The following is a 17336-nucleotide window of genomic DNA, read 5'->3' on the forward strand; positions in this document are numbered from 1 at the left end:
CCGCGGCGGCTTCGGCCGCTGCCTCTGCCGATGGACACGTCCCCCGTGCAAAGTCCTACTCCCATCGTCACCGGCCCGCGCGAATTCGAGTTCGCCGACCGTGATTTCCGCCGCGTCTGCGACCTGATCTACCAGCGCGTGGGCATCGCCCTCGCCCCGGCCAAGCGCGACATGGTCTATGGCCGTCTGTCGCGCCGCCTGCGCACGCTGGGCATGCGCAGCTTCCAGCAGTACCTGGACCACCTGGAACAGGAGGACGGCGATGAGTGGCAAGCGTTCACCAACGCCCTGACCACCAACCTGACTTCATTCTTCCGTGAGCCGCACCACTTCGACAAGCTGCGCGAAGAACTGCAGCAGCGCGCCAGCCGTGCGCCGCTGCTGCTGTGGTCCTGCGCCGCCTCCACCGGCGAAGAACCCTACTCGATGGCGATTACCGCCTGCGAGGCCTTCGGTACGCTGAAGCCGCCGGTGCGCATCGTCGCTACCGATGTCGATACCCAGGTACTGGCCACCGCCGGCCGTGGCGTCTACAACATCGATCGCGTCAGCAGCCTAGATCCGGACCTGCGCCGCCGCTACTTCCAGCGCGGCAGCGGCCCCAACGAGGGCCAATGCCGGGTGCTGCCGGCGCTGCGCGATCTGATCGAGTTCCGTCCGCTGAACCTGCTCGCGCCGCGCTACGACGTCGGTGGCCCGTTCGATGCGCTGTTCTGCCGCAACGTGATGATCTACTTCGACAAGCCGACCCAGCGCGCGATCCTGGGCCGGCTGGTGCAGCACCTGTCCGACGATGGCCTGCTCTACACCGGGCACTCGGAGAACTACCTGCACGCCGCCGACCTGATCCAGCCTTGCGGACGCACCCTGTACCGCCGTGCGGCAAAGGCAGGCGCATGAACGCATCGCTGCGTACCGACGATGTGATGCGTTACCAGGACGCGCGCTTCAAGACCATTGCAGCCAAGCTGCTGCCGACCCAGTATCTGGTGGTCGACGACACCACCGCGCTGACCACTACGCTCGGCTCCTGCGTGGCCGCCTGCCTGCGCGACCCGGTGCTGAAGATCGGCGGCATGAACCATTTCCTGCTGCCCGAGGGCAATGCCGGCGACGGCGCGCCCGCGCGCTACGGCAGTTACGCGATGGAACTGCTGATCAACGACATGCTAAAGCGCGGCGCGCACCGCAAGCGCATCGAGGCCAAGGTGTTCGGTGGTGCCAACGTACTGAAGGGTTTCACCAGCAACCCGGTCGGCACCCGCAACGCCGAGTTCGTGCGCCAGTACCTGCAGGCCGAGCACATTCCGATCATCGCCGAGGACCTGTGCGGCATCCATCCGCGCAAGATCTGGTTCTTCGCCGATACCGGCCGCGTGGTGGTGCAGCGTCTGCCGCATGCCCATGAAGCCGAAGTGGCCGCGACCGAATCGGCCGTGCGTGCACGCCTGTCCAAGGCCCCGGTCACCGGCGGCGTGGAGCTGTTCGAATGACCCTGACCGGCAACGCCCCCTGCCGGGTCCTGATCGTCGACGACTCTGCCGTCGTGCGCCAGATGCTCACCGAGATACTGTCCAGCGATCCGTCCATCGACGTGGTCGGCACCGCCGCCGACCCGCTGCTGGCGCGCGAGAAGATCAAGCGCCTGGCCCCGGACGTGATCACCCTGGACGTGGAAATGCCGCGCATGGACGGGCTCGCGTTCCTGGAAAACCTGATGCGCCTGCACCCGCTACCGGTAGTGATGATCTCCTCGCTGACCGAACGCGGCGCCGACACCACACTGCAGGCGCTGGCACTGGGTGCGGTGGATTTCGTCTCCAAGCCGAAGCTGGACGTTGCGCGCGGCCTGCAGGCCTACGCCGACGAGATCATCGCCAAGGTCAAGATGGCGGCGCGCTCGCGGGTGCGTCCGCTGGTGCGCGCTGCCGCACCGAAGCTCCTGCTGGAAGCCGCGCCTGCGATGCGCCCCGCCGCGCCGCAGTTCCGTACCACCGACCGCCTGATCGCGATCGGCTCGTCAGCCGGTGGCACCGAAGCCCTGCGCGTGGTGTTGGAAGGAATGCCCGCCGATGGCCCGGCCGTGGTGATGACCCAGCACCTGCCGGCCAGCTTCAGCAGCGCCTTCGCCGAACGCCTGGACCGCCACTCGGCCATGGCCGTGCGCGAGGCCAGCGACGGCGAAGCGGTGCTGCCCGGCCACGCCTACCTTCCGCCCGGCGGCAAGCACCTGCGGATCATCCGCGACGGTGCACGCTGGCGCTGCCGCGTCGACGACGGCCCTGCGGTTAACCGGCACAAGCCCGCGGTGGACGTGCTGTTCCGCTCGGTCGCGCAGAACGCCGGCGGCAACGCCATCGGTGCCATTCTCACTGGCATGGGCGATGACGGTGCACGCGGCCTGCTGGAAATGCGCCAGGCCGGCGCACCGACGCTGGTGCAGGACGAGGCCACCAGTGTGGTCTGGGGCATGCCCGGTGCAGCGTTCAAGCTGGGCGCCGCCGAGGAACAGGTGCCGCTGGAACGGATTGCCGAGCGGCTTCTCGCCCTCGCCCGCGGCTGATTGCGCGCCCCGGCTCAAGGGCTCGCGCGCGCAGTAGATCCACGCCATGCGTGGATGCCTTTGTAGAGTCGAGCCGCGCTCGACTCATCGCGCATCGCACGAACAGCAGCCAAGCATGGACTCGGCGCTACAGGCCATCAGGCAACAAAAAAAGCGCCGGCTTTCACCGGGGTTCTTCGTTTCAACGCGCTACCCACATGTGTGCTTTGATAGCGGTATTGCACAAGGAATGCTGCACATGATCAAAGGCATATGGAAGGCCGCCCTGGCGGCCGTACTGCTTTCATTGCCACTGGCACCCGCCAGCGCCAGTGGCGATCTGTTCTACTTCGAGGCCAAGCAGGGTGATGTGTTCTTCATGCTGATGCTGGTGGGTCGCGAAGACCCCGGCGCGGTAAGCGTCAGCTGGAAAGGCGCGTCGATCCCGCCGTACCCCAACGTGCATCGCCGCTACTACATCGAATTCAACCGTGCAAAGCGCCAGGCCTACGTGCGTCCACTTGACCGTGATGGACTGCCCTGGTTCGAGATGGATGTCTCCGGTAAGCGCGGCAACGTGCTGATCGGCGGCCGTCGGTTGCAGGGCAACGCAGACTGGACCGTGCAATAGCGGATGCAGCAGACAAAAACCCCCGGCTCTCACCGGGGGTTCTTCGTTTCAACGGGATGCCGGCCAGCGGCCGGCACTACCCTCAGGCAGCGACCGTGTTGGCCACGTCCTGGTATTCCTCGATCTGGTCGAAGTTCATGTAGCGGTAGATCTCCGCGCCGCTGGCGGCGATCACGCCCACATCGGCCATGTACTCTTCCTTGGTCGGGATGCGACCCAGGCGCGAGCAGATCGCGGCCAGTTCGGCCGAACCCAGGTACACGTTGGTGTTGCGGCCCAGGCGGTTCGGGAAGTTGCGGGTCGAGGTCGACATCGCGGTGGAGCCTTCGCGGATCTGCGCCTGGTTGCCCATGCACAGCGAGCAGCCCGGCATTTCCATGCGTGCGCCGGTCGCGCCGAAGGTGCCGTACACGCCTTCCTTGGTCAGCTCGGACGCATCCATCTTGGTCGGCGGGGCCACCCACAGGCGGGTCGGCAGGTCACGCTTGCCTTCCAGCAGCTTCGCAGCCGCACGGAAGTGACCGATGTTGGTCATGCACGAACCGATGAACACTTCGTCGATCTTGGCGCCAGCGACTTCGGACAGGGTCTTCACGTCGTCCGGGTCGTTCGGGCAGGCCACGATCGGCTCGTGGATATCGGCCAGGTCGATCTCGATGACGGCGGCGTATTCGGCGTCCGCATCCGGCTCCAGCAGCTCCGGGTTGGCCAGCCACGCTTCCATCTTCTCGATACGGCGCTGCAGCGAACGCGGATCCTGGTAACCCTCGGCAATCATCCACTTCAGCAGGGTGATGTTGCTGGTCAGGTACTCGATGATCGGTTCCTTGTTCAGGCGCACCGAGCAACCGGCAGCCGAACGCTCGGCCGAAGCGTCGGACAGCTCGAACGCCTGCTCGACCTTCAGTTCCGGCAGGCCTTCGATTTCCAGGATGCGGCCGGAGAAGATGTTCTTCTTGCCAGCCTTGGCCACGGTCAGCAGGCCCGACTTGATCGCGTACAGCGGGATCGCGTTGACCAAATCACGCAGGGTCACGCCCGGCTGCATCTTGCCCTTGAAGCGCACCAGCACCGATTCCGGCATGTCCAGCGGCATCACGCCGGTGGCAGCGGCGAAGGCCACCAGGCCCGAACCGGCCGGGAACGAAATGCCCACCGGGAAACGGGTGTGCGAGTCACCACCGGTACCGACGGTATCCGGCAGCAGCATGCGGTTGAGCCAACTGTGGATCACGCCGTCGCCCGGACGCAGCGAGACGCCGCCACGGGTGGAGATGAACTCCGGCAGGGTGTGGTGGGTCTTCACGTCCACCGGCTTCGGGTACGCAGCGGTGTGGCAGAACGACTGCATCACCAGGTCGGCCGAGAAGCCCAGGCAGGCCAGGTCCTTCAGCTCGTCGCGGGTCATCGGGCCGGTGGTGTCCTGCGAACCGACCGAGGTCATCTTCGGTTCGCAGTAGGTGCCCGGGCGCATGCCCTGGCCTTCCGGCAGGCCACAGGCGCGGCCGACCATCTTCTGCGCCAGCGAGAAGCCCTTGCCGGTGTCGACCGGCTGCACCGGCAGGCGGAACAGGTCGGTCGGGGCCAGGCCCAGCGCCTCGCGCGCCTTACCGGTCAGGCCGCGACCGATGATCAGCGGAATGCGGCCACCGGCACGCACTTCGTCGAACAGCACTTCGGACTTGACCTGGAACTCGGCGATCACTTCACCGTTCTTCAGCGCCTTGCCTTCGTACGGACGCAGCTCGACCACATCGCCGTGCTCCATCTTCGACACGTCCAGCTCGATCGGCAGTGCGCCGGCATCTTCCATGGTGTTGTAGAAGATCGGAGCGATCTTCGAACCCAGGCAGACGCCACCGGCGCGCTTGTTCGGGATGAACGGAATGTCATCGCCGGTCCACCACAGCACACTGTTGGTAGCCGACTTGCGCGAGGAACCGGTGCCGACCACGTCGCCGACGTAGGCAACCAGGTGGCCCTTGTCCTTCAGCGACAGGATCTGCTGGATCGGGCCGCGCTTGCCGTCTTCTTCCGGGGTGAACGGCGCATCGTCGCGCTTGTTCTTCAGCATCGCCAGGGCGTGCATCGGAATGTCCGGGCGGGTGGTCGCGTCCGGTGCCGGCGACAGGTCGTCGGTGTTGGTCTCGCCCGGCACCTTGAACACGGTGACGGTCAGGCTCTGCGGCACTTCCGGGTTGCTGGTGAACCACTCGGCATCGGCCCAGCTCTGCAGCACGGACTGGGCGTTGGCATTGCCGGCCTTGGCCTTTTCCTGCACGTCATGGAACGCATCGAACACCAGCAGGGTCTTCTTCAGGCCGTTGGCGGCGATGGTGCCGACGCTGGCGTCGTCCAACAGCTGCACCAGCGGCGCGACGTTGTAGCCGCCGAGCATGGTGCCCAGCAGTTCGGTGGCGCGCTCACGGCTGATCAGCGGGTTCTGCTCGCTGCCCAGGGCGATCGCCGCCAGGTACGAGGCCTTGACCTTGGCCGCGTCATCGACGCCGGCCGGCACGCGGTGGGTCAGCAGGTCGAGCAGGAACTCGGCCTCGCCCTGCGGCGGGTTCTTCAGCAGTTCGATGACATCGGCCGTCTGCTGCGCGCTCAGCGGCAGCGGCGGGATGCCAAGCGCAGCGCGCTCGGCGACGTGGTGGCGGTAGGCTTCCAACATGACAACTCCCGGGTAATGCGTAGGTTGAAAAAAAGTGGGCTCAGGCTTGCGGCACGATCAGCTTCAGGCCCTTGAAGTAGTCGCGGTAAAACGTATCGTTCCAGGTGATCAGGCCGTCGCACTGCAACAGTGCGTGGGCGCCGACCATGAATTCATCCAGGCTGCGGCGGCTGCCGCTGCGCTGGCGGTGGCGACGGTGCATCTCGCCGGCGCGCAGCGCCGACTTGGCTTCCATCGGGTTGAAGTGCACGCCCATTTCTTCCAGCGCTTCGAGCACCTCGGCGCCGCCACGCAGCGATGCGCAGACCTCGGCCAGGGTCGCGCCGCAGACCACCACACGGCCGCCGACCAGGCTCTGCCTGAGGATGGCTTCCACGGCATCGGCCTGCGGACCATTGCTGAGCAGCTCGACCAGCACCGGTGAATCGACGGCGATCATCACGGCTTATTCCTCGTCACGCACCGCGCGTACGGCCGCGTCGGACGATTCGAAGCCGTCCAGCGCGAACTTGCCGCGCGCCCGTGAAATGGCATCGTCAACACTCTTGCGCAGGATGATGCGGCTGCCGTCCAGTTCGACCTTCAGCAGCGTGCCCTTGGTCAGGCCGAGGGCATCACGCACCGCCTTGGGAAGGGTGATCTGTCCGCGTTCTGCAACAGTGGCTTCCATCGGTAGGCCCTCCAGAGTATGCACAAATTATACATACTTCCCCGGGCATACTTCCACCCTGAACAGGACCGGCACCCCGCCAGCCCTTGCCTCGCAAAGGATCGGCCACAAACGTGACATACGCCATACACCTTCCCCTGTAGTCTGGAACCGATGCCGCAGGCCGGAACCCGGCCCGGATGAATCCATTCAGTCTGGGGTTCATACTGGGACCACCGGGGCCGTCAGGCCCACGGCGACCGCAAGCAGGTCCGCCCATGCGCGGGCCACTGCAAGCCATCCGCAAGAAGGAGTTACCCCGCATGAGCGATTCGTTCTCCACCCGCAGCCAGCTGAACGTCGGCGGCAAGACCTACGACTACTTCAGCCTGCCCACGCTGGGCCAGCGCTTCGATATCTCCCACCTGCCCTACTCGATGAAGATCCTGCTGGAGAACCTGCTCCGGCACGAGGACGGCGGCATCACCGTCGGCAAGGACCACATCGAAGCCGTGGCCCGCTGGAACCCGGCGGCCGAGCCAGACACCGAGATCGCCTTCATGCCGGCGCGCGTGGTCCTGCAGGACTTCACCGGCGTGCCCTGCGTGGTCGACCTGGCCGCGATGCGCGATGCGGTGGTCAAGCTCGGCGGCTCGCCTGAGCAGATCAATCCGCTGATTCCCTCCGAACTGGTCATCGACCACTCGGTGCAGGTCGATGTGTTCGGCAAGCCGGACGCGCTGGACCTCAACGGCAAGATCGAATTCCAGCGCAACCAGGAACGCTACGGCTTCCTGCGCTGGGGACAGAAGGCCTTCGACAACTTCAAGGTGGTGCCGCCCAACACTGGCATCGTCCACCAGGTGAACCTGGAGAACCTGGCCCGCGTGGTGATGACCGCGGACAAGGACGGCACGGCGATCGCCTACCCGGATACCGTGTTCGGCACCGACAGCCACACCACGATGATCAACGGCATCGGCGTGCTCGGCTGGGGCGTGGGCGGCATCGAAGCCGAGGCCGCGATGCTCGGCCAGCCTTCGTCGATGCTGATCCCGCAGGTGGTCGGCTTCAAGCTGACCGGCAAGCTGCCCGAGGGCGCCACCGCCACCGATCTGGTGCTGACCGTCACCCAGATGCTGCGCAAGCTCGGCGTGGTCGGGAAGTTCGTCGAGTTCTACGGTGATGGCCTGCAGCATCTGCCACTGGCCGACCGCGCGACCATCGGCAACATGGCCCCCGAATACGGCGCGACCTGCGGCATCTTCCCGATCGACAACGAATCGCTGACCTACCTGCGCCTGTCCGGCCGCGGTGAAGAGCAGATCGCCCTGGTCGAAGCCTATGCCAAGGCGCAGGGCCTGTGGCACGACGCCAACAGCCCGCATGCGCAGTACAGCACCACGCTGGAACTGGACATGGGCACGGTGAAGCCGTCGCTGGCCGGTCCCAAGCGTCCGCAGGACCGCGTGCTGCTGGAAGACGTGCAGAAGAACTACCGCGACGCGCTGGTCGGCATGACCGCCAACCGCGACAAGCGCAGCGAGGATGTCTCCACCTTCGTCAATGAAGGCGGCGGCGCGGCAGTGGGCAACGAGCAGCTGGCCAAGGGCTACGCCGACATCGAGATGGATGGCAGGAAAGTGCGGCTGAAGGATGGCGCGGTGGTCATCGCCGCCATCACCTCGTGCACCAACACCTCCAACCCGGCGGTGATGATCGGTGCCGGCCTGCTGGCCCGCAACGCGGCCGCCAAGGGGCTGGACCGCAAGCCGTGGGTGAAGACCTCGCTCGGCCCAGGCTCGCGCGTGGTCACCGACTATCTTGAAAAGGCCGGCGTTCTCACCGAGCTGGAGAAGATCGGCTTCTACGTGGTGGGCTATGGCTGCACCACCTGCATCGGCAACTCCGGCCCGCTGCCGACCGAAGTCAGCGCCGGCATCGCCAGTGGTGATCTGGTGGTGACCTCGGTGCTGTCGGGCAACCGCAACTTCGAGGGCCGCGTGCACCCCGAAGTGAAGATGAACTACCTGGCCAGCCCGCCGCTGGTGGTGGCCTATGCCATCGCAGGCACCACCGACATCGACCTGACCACCGAACCGCTGGGCACCGGCAGCGATGGCCAGCCGGTGTACCTGCGCGACATCTGGCCGAGCAACAAGGAGATCGGCGACGTCATCGCCGCCACCGTCGGCCCGGAGATGTTCAAGCAGAACTACGCCGACGTGTTCAAGGGCGATACCCGCTGGAACACCATCGCCTCGCCGGACGGTGATCTGTACGAATGGAGCGATGCATCTACCTACATCAAGAATCCGCCCTACTTCGACGGCATGACCATGCAGGTCGGCAGCATCGATGATGTGCACGGCGCACGGGTGATGGGCCTGTTCGGCGATTCGATCACCACCGACCACATCTCCCCGGCCGGCAACATCAAGAAGGATTCCCCCGCCGGACGCTTCCTGCAGGAGCGTGGCGTGCAGCCGGCCGACTTCAACAGCTACGGCAGCCGCCGCGGCAACGATGATGTGATGGTGCGCGGCACCTTCGCCAACATCCGGATCAAGAACCTGATGTTCGGCGGCGAAGAAGGCGGCAACACCCTGTACTACCCCGCCGGCGGTGGCCAGCCGGAGAAGCTGGCGATCTACGATGCGGCCATGAAGTACAAGGCCGACAAGGTGCCGCTGGTGGTGCTGGCCGGCAAGGAATACGGCACCGGCTCGTCGCGTGACTGGGCGGCCAAGGGCACCCTGCTGCTGGGAGTGAAGGCGGTCATCGCCGAGAGCTTCGAGCGCATCCACCGCTCCAACCTGGTCGGCATGGGCGTGCTGCCGCTGCAGTTCCGCAACGGTGAAAACGCACAGAGCCTGGGCCTGGACGGTTCGGAAGTGATCGACATCACCGGCCTGCAGGACGGTGCCAGCAAGCGTGCCACGGTCACCGCGACCAAGGCCGACGGCACCAAGAAGACCTTCGAAGTCTCGGTGATGCTGCTGACCCCGAAGGAAGTGGAGTACTTCCGCCATGGCGGCCTGCTGCAGTACGTGCTGCGCCAGTTGGCAGGTCGCTGAACCTTCCTGCCGTACCATCGGGCGGAAGCCCGGCCCCCGCGCCAGCGCGGGGGCGCTGCGGAGACGCGCGAACCAGTGGTTCGCAAGCGCGCCTCCTCGCCCACCATGGCGGCCTGCTGCAGTACGTGCTGTGCCAGTTGGCCAGCAAGTAACCGGTAGCGCCGGGCCATGCCCGGCGGATCCCGTAAGCAAACACAAAGGGCCGGATCCTCACAGATCCGGCCCTTTGCTTTGGCGTTCGCCGGGCAGCGCCCGGCGCTACCTACCGCCGCGGTGCGTCCGGGTCGGTGCGCAGCGCCTTCAGCAGGCCCCACATGTAGAACGCCAGGATGAACGAGAACGGCAGGCCACACAGCACCACCGCCGTCTGCATCGCGCTGAAGTTGCCGGCCAGCAGCAGGCCGACACTGGCCACGGTGATGCCCACCGCCCAGAACACGCGCAGCCAGATCGGCGCGTCGTGGCCGTCCTCCACGCCGTCATCGACACGGCGGGTGCACAGGTTGGCGATCATCAGCGTGCCCGAATCGACCGGGGTCAGGAACAGCACGAAGCCGATCACCACCGCGGCACCGGCCACGTACGGTGCACCAGGCAGGTACTCAAGCAGCTTGAACAGGGTCATCGCCGCATCGTGCTGGGCCACTTGGCCCAGCACCGCCTGGCCGTGGTTCAGCACCAGGTCGATCGCGGTGTTGCCGAAGATCGACAGCCAGGCCAGGGTGAAACCCAACGGGATCAGCAGCACGCCCATGATCACTTCACGGATGGTGCGGCCACGCGAGATGCGCGCCACGAAAAGGCCCACGAACGGCGCCCAGGCGATCCACCAGGCCCAGTAGAACAGCGTCCACGAGCCCATCCACTCACGGCCCTTGGGGTCGTTGAGGTACATGTCGAAGCTCTTGCGCACGAACGCGCCGAGGTAATCGCCGGTGTTCTGGATCAGGCCGTCGAACAGGTGCAGGGTCGGGCCGGTGACCAGCACGAACAGCAGCAGGCCGCACAGCAGGCGCACGTTGAGGTTGGAGAGCCAGGCAATGCCCTTCTCCACGCCCGCTACCACGCCGATGGTGGCAACGGCCATCATCACCAGCACGATCGCCACCAGCACCTGCGGCGTATCCGGAATGTGGAACAGGTAGACCAGGCCGGACTGCACCACCAGCGCGCCGATGCCAAGATTGGTCACCATCGAGATCAGCGTGGCAAGGATGCCGAAGCCATCGACCATGTCGCCGATGCGGCCATGGATGCGCTCGCCGAAGATCGGGTACAGCGCCGAGCGCAGCGCCAGCGGCAGGTCGCGGCGGTAGGCGAAATAGCCCAGTGCCACGCCGACCAGCGCGTACAGCGCCCAGCCGTGCAGGCCCCAGTGCAGGAAGGTCAGCACCATCGCCTCGCGGCCCGCTGCCACCGTTCCGCCGGGCTGCCCGGGCGGATTGAGGAAATGGTCCAGCGGCTCGTAGGCGCCGTAGTACAGCAGCGCGATGCCGATGCCGGCCGAGAACAACATCGACACCCAGGCCACGTAGCCGAAGGCCGGCGATTCCTCGTTGTGGCCGAGGCGGATGCGGCCATACGGCGAGAACGCCAGCCACAGCACGAAGCCCAGGCACAGCACGATCAGCAGCATGTACCACCAGCCGAACGCCGCCGAGACCTCGGCCTGCGCCCATTGCAGCCAGTGCTCGCTGCCTTCGGGATAGAGAACGGTGAGCAGCCCGAGGATGCCGATCGACACCGAGGAACTGAAGAAGACAAAACGGTTCAAGCGCAGGGGCGAACGCTTGGGATGAGCCAGGGAAGACATGGGGTCGTCTCATCAAGTCCGAGGGAGCACATGGGCGGGGCCGGACCGGTAAACCGGGCCCATGGCGTGGGGCGCGAGCGCATCCTAGGGTTTATTGATTGAACGTTCAATCAATAAAAAGCATAATGGTCGGCAGCCCGATCCTTCGGGTCGCAATCCGTGGAGAGACAATGCCGAAGAAAGGCGTGGAACCGGTACGGCGCGAGCAGCTGATCCGGGCCACTTTCCAGACCATCGACGAGATCGGCATGGCCGATGCGACCGTCGCCATCATCGCGAAGAAGGCCGGGCTGTCCAGCGGCATCGTCGCCCATTACTTCGGCGACAAGGACGGCCTGCTCAATGCTGCAATGCGGCAGATCCTGCGCGAACTGAAGGAGGCGGTCGCCCGCTACCGCGCCGACGTCGGCGACGACCCGCGCGACCAGCTGCGCGCCATCGTCGACGGCAACTTCGACGACAGCCAGATAAACGGCACCGCGATGCGCGTCTGGCTGACCTTCTGGGCCGCCAGCATGCACCAGCCGGAACTGGCCCGGCTGCAGCGCGCCAACGACCAGCGCCTGTTCTCCAACCTGTGCCACCAGTTCAACCGCCTGCTGCCCCACCCCCAGGCCCGCTTGGCCGCCCGTGGCCTGGCCGCGATGATCGACGGCCTGTGGCTGCGCGGCAGCCTGGTCGGCGGCCAGTTCAATGCCGAGAAGTCCCGGCGCATCGCTTACGGCTACATCGACTTCCAGTTGCAGGCTGCCGCGCTATAAGCGTTGCAGCACCCGCCCCCTTCCAAGGAGTACGCCCCATGACCACCCTGCCCGTCCAACAGCTCTACATCCACGGCCAGCGCGTCGATGCCACCAGCGGCAAGACCTTCAGGACCGTCAACCCGGCCACCGGTGAAGTGATCGCTGAAGTGCAGGTCGCCAGCCAGGCTGACGTCGAGCGCGCCGTGCAGAGCGCGGCCGAAGGCCAGAAGGTGTGGGCGGCGATGACCGCCATGGAGCGTTCGCGCATCCTGCGCCGCGCCGTCGAGATCCTGCGCGAGCGCAACGACGAGCTGGCCCATCTGGAAACCCTTGACACCGGCAAGGCGCTGGCCGAAACCACCACCGTGGACATCGTCACCGGTGCCGACGTGGTCGAGTACTACGCCGGCCTGGCCACCGCCATCGAAGGCATCCAGCTGCCGCTGCGCGAATCGAGCTTCTTCTACACCCGCCGCGAGCCGCTGGGCGTGGTCGCCGGCATCGGCGCCTGGAACTACCCGATCCAGATCGCCATGTGGAAGTCGGCACCGGCGCTGGCCGCCGGCAACGCGATGGTGTTCAAGCCGTCCGAAGTGACGCCGCTGACCGCGATCCGACTGGCCGAAATCTACACCGAAGCCGGTGTGCCGGCCGGCGTGTTCAACGTCGTGCAGGGCCCGGGCCGCGAGATCGGCCAGTGGCTGACCGAGCACCCGGTGATCGAGAAGATCTCCTTCACCGGCGGCGTCGCCACCGGCAAGAAGGTCATGGCCAGCGCCGCGTCCTCGTCGCTGAAGGAAGTGACCATGGAACTGGGCGGCAAGTCGCCGCTGGTGATCTGCGATGACGCCGACCTCGACCGCGCTGCCGACATCGCGGTGATGGCCAACTTCTTCAGCTCCGGCCAGGTCTGCACCAACGGCACCCGCGTGTTCGTGCCGCGCAGCATGCTGGCCGCGTTCGAAGCCGCCGTGGTCGAGCGCGTCAAGCGCATCCGCATCGGCGACCCGACGGCCGCCGAGACCAACTTCGGCCCGCTCACCAGCTTCCCGCACATGGAAAACGTGCTGCGCTACATCGAAAGCGGCAAGGCCGAAGGCGCCCGCCTGCTGACCGGCGGCGGCCGTGCTACCGAAGGCGCGCTGGCCAATGGCGCCTACGTGCTGCCGACCGTGTTCTCCGACTGCCGCGATGACATGACCATCGTCAAGGAAGAGATCTTCGGGCCGGTGATGAGCATCCTTGCCTACGACGACGAAGACGAAGTGGTGCGTCGTGCCAACGACACCACCTTCGGCCTCGCCGCCGGCGTGGTCAGCAAGGACGTCAGCCGCGCCCACCGCATCATCCACCGCCTGGAAGCCGGCATCTGCTGGATCAATACCTGGGGCGAATCGCCGGCCGAAATGCCGGTCGGTGGCTACAAGGAATCCGGCGTCGGCCGCGAGAACGGCCTCTCGACCCTCGGCCACTACACCCGCATCAAGTCGGTGCAGGTCGAGCTGGGCGACTACGCCAGCGTGTTCTGACCGGCGCGCCCCCGGGCGCGCCCCACGTCCGGCCATCGTGCCGATCCGACATTCCGCCGGGACGGCTGCATGCAGCGCCCCGGCCTGCAGGAGACACCCATGAGCACCCATAACGAGTACGACTACATCATCATCGGCGCCGGCTCGGCCGGCAACGTGCTGGCCACCCGCCTCACCGAAGATGCCGATGTCAGCGTGCTGCTGCTGGAAGCCGGTGGCCCGGACTACCGGCTCGACTTCCGTACCCAGATGCCGGCGGCGCTGGCCTTCCCGCTGCAGGGCAAGCGCTACAACTGGGCGTACAAGACCGATCCCGAGCCCTTCATGAACAACCGCCGCATGGACTGTGGCCGCGGCAAGGGCCTGGGCGGTTCGTCGCTGATCAACGGCATGTGCTACATCCGCGGCAACGCCATGGACTACGACAACTGGGCCAGCATGCCGGGTCTGGACGACTGGACCTACCTGGACTGCCTGCCGTACTTCCGCAAGGCCGAAACCCGCGACATCGGCCCCAATGATTACCACGGTGGCGAAGGCCCGCTGCGTGTGACCACGCCCAAGGCCGGCAACAACGAGCTGTTCGCTGCGATGGTCGAGGCCGGCGTGCAGGCCGGCTACCCGCGCACCGACGATCTCAACGGCTACCAGCAGGAAGGCTTCGGCCCGATGGACCGCACGGTGACCCCGAAGGGCCGTCGCTCCAGCACCGCCCGCGGCTACCTGGACCTGGCCAAGCCGCGCCCGAACCTGACCATCGTCACCCACGCGCTGACCGACCGCATCCTGTTCTCGGGCAAGCGTGCGGTGGGCGTGCAGTGGCTGCACAACGACCAGCCGCAGCGTGCCACCGCGCGCCGCGAAGTGCTGCTGTGCGGCGGCGCCATCGCTTCGCCGCAGATCCTGCAGCGCTCGGGCGTCGGCCCGGCCGATCTGCTGCGCAGCCTGGACATCGACCTGGTGCACCACCTGCCGGGCGTCGGCGCCAACCTGCAGGACCACCTTGAGATGTACCTGCAGTACGAGTGCAAGAAGCCGGTCTCGCTGGCCCCGGCACTGAAGCTCTACAACCAGCCGGCCATCGGCGCCGAGTGGCTGTTCCTTGGCACCGGCATCGGCGCCAGCAACCAGTTCGAGGCCGGTGGCTTCATCCGCAGCGACGCCGAGTTCGATTGGCCGAACCTGCAGTACCACTTCCTGCCAGTGGCAATCAATTACAACGGCTCCAACCCGATCAAGGCGCACAGCTTCCAGATGCACGTCGGCTCGATGCGTTCGCCCAGCCGCGGCCGCATCCATGTGCGTTCGAAGGACCCGCGCGAACATCCGAGCATCCTGTTCAACTACATGTCGCACGACCAGGACTGGCGCGAGTTCCGCGCGGCGATCCGGATCACCCGCGAGATCTTCGCGCAGCCGGCGCTGGCGCCGTACAGCGGCCGCGAGATTTCCCCGGGCAGTGCGCTGCAGACCGATGCGCAGATCGACGCGTTCGTCCGCGAACATGCCGAGACCGCCTACCACCCGTCGTGCTCGAACAAGATGGGCCATGCCGATGATCCGATGGCGGTGGTCGACGGCCAGGGCCGCGTGCACGGCCTGGAAGGCCTGCGCATTGTCGATGCTTCGATCATGCCGCAGGTGGTGACCGGCAACCTCAACGCACCGACCATCATGATCGCCGAGAAGCTGGCCGACGTGATCCGCGGCCGAACTCCGCTGGCCCGCAGCACCGCGCCGTACTACAAGGCCAATGGTGCACCGGTACGCAGCAAGGGCTGACGCGAATCGCCCGCAAACGGCGGACACCGATCTCCGGTAGATGCCCACCTTGGTGGGCGCTCATGCCCCCCCGGGGGCGCGTTCTTCGCGCCCCCTTCGCGTTTTCCCTACGGAACGGTATGCTGCGGTGAGCGGTTCTGGCGGATACTGTCCGCGCCGCACCCATCATCACGATTCCTGGAGGGGGAATATGAGTCTGGATCGTCCCTGGCTGCAGAGCTATCCGAAAGGCGTTCCCGCCGAAATCGACGTCAACGAATTCCATTCGGTAGCCTCGGTCTTCGACGCCTCCGTCGCGAAATTCCGCGACCGTCCCGCCTACTCCAGCTTCGGCAAGGTCATCACCTACGGCGAGACCGATACGCTGGTCAACCAGTTCGCGGCCTACCTGCTGGGTGAGCTCAAGCTCAAGAAGGGTGACCGCGTCGCCCTGATGATGCCCAACTGCCTGCAGTACCCGGTGGCCACCTTCGGCGTGCTGCGCGCGGGCCTGACCGTGGTCAACGTCAATCCGCTGTACACCGCGCGTGAACTCAGGCACCAGCTGGTGGACGCCGGCGTCAGCGCGCTGGTGGTGGTCGACAACTTCGGCGACACCGTCGAGCAGGTCATCGCCGACACACCGGTCAAGCACGTGATCACCACCGGCCTGGGCGACCTGCTCGGCGCCAAGGGCGCGATCGTCAACTTCGTGCTGAAGTACGTCAAGAAGATGGTGCCCAACTACCACATCAAGGGCGCGATCCGCTTCAGGCAGGCGCTCAAGCTGGGCAGCCGGCACACGCTTCCGGCGGTCGAGATCGACCACGACGACATCGCCTTCCTGCAGTACACCGGCGGCACCACCGGCGTTGCCAAGGGCGCGATGCTGACCAACCGCAACCTGATCGCCAACATGCAGCAGGCATCGGCGTGGCTGTCCACCTCGGGCATCGAGCCGGGCAAGGAAGTGATCATCACCGCCCTGCCGCTGTACCACATCTTTGCGTTGACCGCGAACGGCCTGGTCTTCATGAAGTTCGGTGGCTGCAACCACCTGATCACCAACCCGCGCGACATGAAGGGCTTCGTCAAGGAGCTCAAGGGCACCCGCTTCACTGCCATCACCGGCGTCAACACGCTGTTCAACGGCCTGCTCAACACCCCGGGCTTCGACGAGATCGACTTCTCCTCGGTCAAGTTCACCCTGGGTGGCGGCATGGCGGTGCAGCGCGCCGTGGCCGAACGCTGGAAGAAGACCACCGGGGTGACCCTGGTCGAGGCCTATGGCCTGACCGAAACCTCGCCGGCGGCCTGCATCAATCCGCTCACCCTGCCCGAATACAATGGCTCTATCGGCCTGCCGATCCCGTCCACCGATGCCTGCATCAAGGACGACAACGGCAACATCCTGCCGCTGGGTGAAGTGGGCGAACTGTGCATCAAGGGCCCGCAGGTGATGAAGGGTTACTGGCAGCGCCCGGAAGAAACCGCCACTGCCATCGATGCCGACGGCTGGCTGCACACCGGCGACATGGCCAGGATGGACGAACAGGGCTTCTTCTACATCGTCGACCGCAAGAAGGACATGATCCTGGTGTCCGGCTTCAACGTGTACCCGAACGAGGTCGAGGACGTCATCGCGATGATGCCGGGCGTGCTGGAAGTGGCCGCAGTCGGTGTCCCGGATGAAAAATCCGGCGAGGTGGTGAAGGTGGTGATCGTGAAGAAGGACCCGAACCTGACTGCGGAAATGGTCAAGGAACATGCGCGGGCAAACCTGACCGGTTACAAGCACCCCAGAATCGTAGAATTCCGAAAAGAGCTGCCGAAGACCAACGTCGGCAAGATTCTCCGTCGCGAGCTGCGTGATACGCCCGCCCCGTAAGGGTTTCCGGGCAAGCGAGCAGAACAGGG

At 65.9% G+C, this 17336-nt stretch carries 13 protein-coding genes; 9 read left to right on the forward strand and 4 right to left on the reverse strand.

The annotated features are described in order from the left end of the window. Positions 1–30: 30 nt before the first annotated feature. The 4 genes from AC13GA_RS19095 to AC13GA_RS19110 all read left to right on the forward strand — a co-directional run bounded on the left by AC13GA_RS19095 (position 31) and on the right by AC13GA_RS19110 (position 3173). Positions 31–900, forward strand: a complete 870-nt coding sequence (locus tag AC13GA_RS19095) for a CheR family methyltransferase (protein ID WP_337302504.1) — start codon at positions 31–33, stop codon at positions 898–900. Beyond that, positions 897–1493 (forward strand): chemoreceptor glutamine deamidase CheD, encoded by a 597-nt coding sequence (gene cheD / locus AC13GA_RS19100; RefSeq protein WP_008264676.1) that lies wholly within the window; start codon positions 897–899, stop codon positions 1491–1493. The genes AC13GA_RS19095 and cheD overlap by 4 nt, the downstream gene beginning before the upstream one ends. Further along, a complete protein-coding gene (locus tag AC13GA_RS19105; protein WP_197617249.1) occupies positions 1490–2563 on the forward strand; it encodes a protein-glutamate methylesterase/protein-glutamine glutaminase in 1074 nt (357 codons plus the stop codon). Before cheD ends, AC13GA_RS19105 begins: the two co-directional genes overlap by 4 nt. Positions 2564–2801: 238 nt before the next feature. Further along, positions 2802–3173, forward strand: coding sequence for a hypothetical protein (locus AC13GA_RS19110; protein ID WP_043398942.1), 372 nt, complete (start codon positions 2802–2804; stop codon positions 3171–3173). An 82-nt stretch (positions 3174–3255) separates the two neighbouring features. On the opposite strand, the gene acnB is transcribed toward AC13GA_RS19110, so the two are convergent. Genes acnB through AC13GA_RS19125 form a run of 3 tightly spaced genes read right to left on the reverse strand, consistent with a single transcriptional unit; the run spans position 3256 to position 6517 of the window. Next, positions 3256–5847, reverse strand: a complete 2592-nt coding sequence (gene acnB / locus AC13GA_RS19115; protein WP_337302506.1) for a bifunctional aconitate hydratase 2/2-methylisocitrate dehydratase — start codon at positions 5845–5847, stop codon at positions 3256–3258. Between the two features lie 40 nt (positions 5848–5887). Next, a complete protein-coding gene (locus AC13GA_RS19120; protein WP_008267153.1) occupies positions 5888–6286 on the reverse strand; it encodes a type II toxin-antitoxin system VapC family toxin in 399 nt (132 codons plus the stop codon). A gap of 6 nt (positions 6287–6292) precedes the next feature. Next, on the reverse strand, positions 6293–6517 hold the full coding sequence (locus tag AC13GA_RS19125) for an AbrB/MazE/SpoVT family DNA-binding domain-containing protein (protein WP_005409505.1): 225 nt from the start codon (positions 6515–6517) through the stop codon (positions 6293–6295). 302 nt (positions 6518–6819) lie between these two features. Here AC13GA_RS19125 and acnA point away from each other — a divergent pair, with 302 nt between their 5' ends. Then, entirely contained in the window at positions 6820–9573 is a 2754-nt protein-coding gene (acnA, locus tag AC13GA_RS19130; RefSeq protein ID WP_482998762.1) for an aconitate hydratase AcnA, read from the forward strand. A gap of 262 nt (positions 9574–9835) precedes the next feature. Here acnA and AC13GA_RS19135 read toward each other — a convergent pair whose 3' ends face one another. Then, positions 9836–11386, reverse strand: coding sequence for a BCCT family transporter (locus AC13GA_RS19135; RefSeq protein WP_253079624.1), 1551 nt, complete (start codon positions 11384–11386; stop codon positions 9836–9838). Between the two features lie 170 nt (positions 11387–11556). Between AC13GA_RS19135 and betI the strand changes: the two genes are divergently transcribed. From betI to rpfB, 4 genes are all read left to right on the forward strand, one after another. Continuing rightward, positions 11557–12147: a transcriptional regulator BetI gene (gene betI, locus AC13GA_RS19140; protein ID WP_482998763.1), complete on the forward strand. Its 591-nt coding sequence runs from the start codon at positions 11557–11559 to the stop codon at positions 12145–12147. A 38-nt stretch (positions 12148–12185) separates the two neighbouring features. After that, positions 12186–13658 (forward strand): betaine-aldehyde dehydrogenase, encoded by a 1473-nt coding sequence (gene betB / locus AC13GA_RS19145; protein WP_478475410.1) that lies wholly within the window; start codon positions 12186–12188, stop codon positions 13656–13658. A 99-nt stretch (positions 13659–13757) separates the two neighbouring features. Further along, positions 13758–15440 (forward strand): choline dehydrogenase, encoded by a 1683-nt coding sequence (gene betA / locus AC13GA_RS19150; protein WP_136639726.1) that lies wholly within the window; start codon positions 13758–13760, stop codon positions 15438–15440. Positions 15441–15630: 190 nt separating this feature from the next. Next, entirely contained in the window at positions 15631–17307 is a 1677-nt protein-coding gene (gene rpfB / locus AC13GA_RS19155) for a fatty acyl-CoA ligase RpfB (protein ID WP_253079622.1), read from the forward strand. The last annotated feature ends 29 nt before the right edge of the window (positions 17308–17336 follow it).

Source organism: Stenotrophomonas sp. 22DLJC03 (assembly GCF_056861405.1).

Coding starts and splice junctions, on each gene's coding strand:
- AC13GA_RS19095 (WP_337302504.1), top strand. CDS start 31: ATGGACACGTCCCCCGTGCAAAGTCCTACTCCCATCGTCACCGGCCCG.
- cheD (WP_008264676.1), top strand. CDS start 897: ATGAACGCATCGCTGCGTACCGACGATGTGATGCGTTACCAGGACGCG.
- AC13GA_RS19105 (WP_197617249.1), top strand. CDS start 1,490: ATGACCCTGACCGGCAACGCCCCCTGCCGGGTCCTGATCGTCGACGAC.
- AC13GA_RS19110 (WP_043398942.1), top strand. CDS start 2,802: ATGATCAAAGGCATATGGAAGGCCGCCCTGGCGGCCGTACTGCTTTCA.
- acnB (WP_337302506.1), bottom strand. CDS start 5,847: ATGTTGGAAGCCTACCGCCACCACGTCGCCGAGCGCGCTGCGCTTGGC.
- AC13GA_RS19120 (WP_008267153.1), bottom strand. CDS start 6,286: ATGATCGCCGTCGATTCACCGGTGCTGGTCGAGCTGCTCAGCAATGGT.
- AC13GA_RS19125 (WP_005409505.1), bottom strand. CDS start 6,517: ATGGAAGCCACTGTTGCAGAACGCGGACAGATCACCCTTCCCAAGGCG.
- acnA (WP_482998762.1), top strand. CDS start 6,820: ATGAGCGATTCGTTCTCCACCCGCAGCCAGCTGAACGTCGGCGGCAAG.
- AC13GA_RS19135 (WP_253079624.1), bottom strand. CDS start 11,386: ATGTCTTCCCTGGCTCATCCCAAGCGTTCGCCCCTGCGCTTGAACCGT.
- betI (WP_482998763.1), top strand. CDS start 11,557: ATGCCGAAGAAAGGCGTGGAACCGGTACGGCGCGAGCAGCTGATCCGG.
- betB (WP_478475410.1), top strand. CDS start 12,186: ATGACCACCCTGCCCGTCCAACAGCTCTACATCCACGGCCAGCGCGTC.
- betA (WP_136639726.1), top strand. CDS start 13,758: ATGAGCACCCATAACGAGTACGACTACATCATCATCGGCGCCGGCTCG.
- rpfB (WP_253079622.1), top strand. CDS start 15,631: ATGAGTCTGGATCGTCCCTGGCTGCAGAGCTATCCGAAAGGCGTTCCC.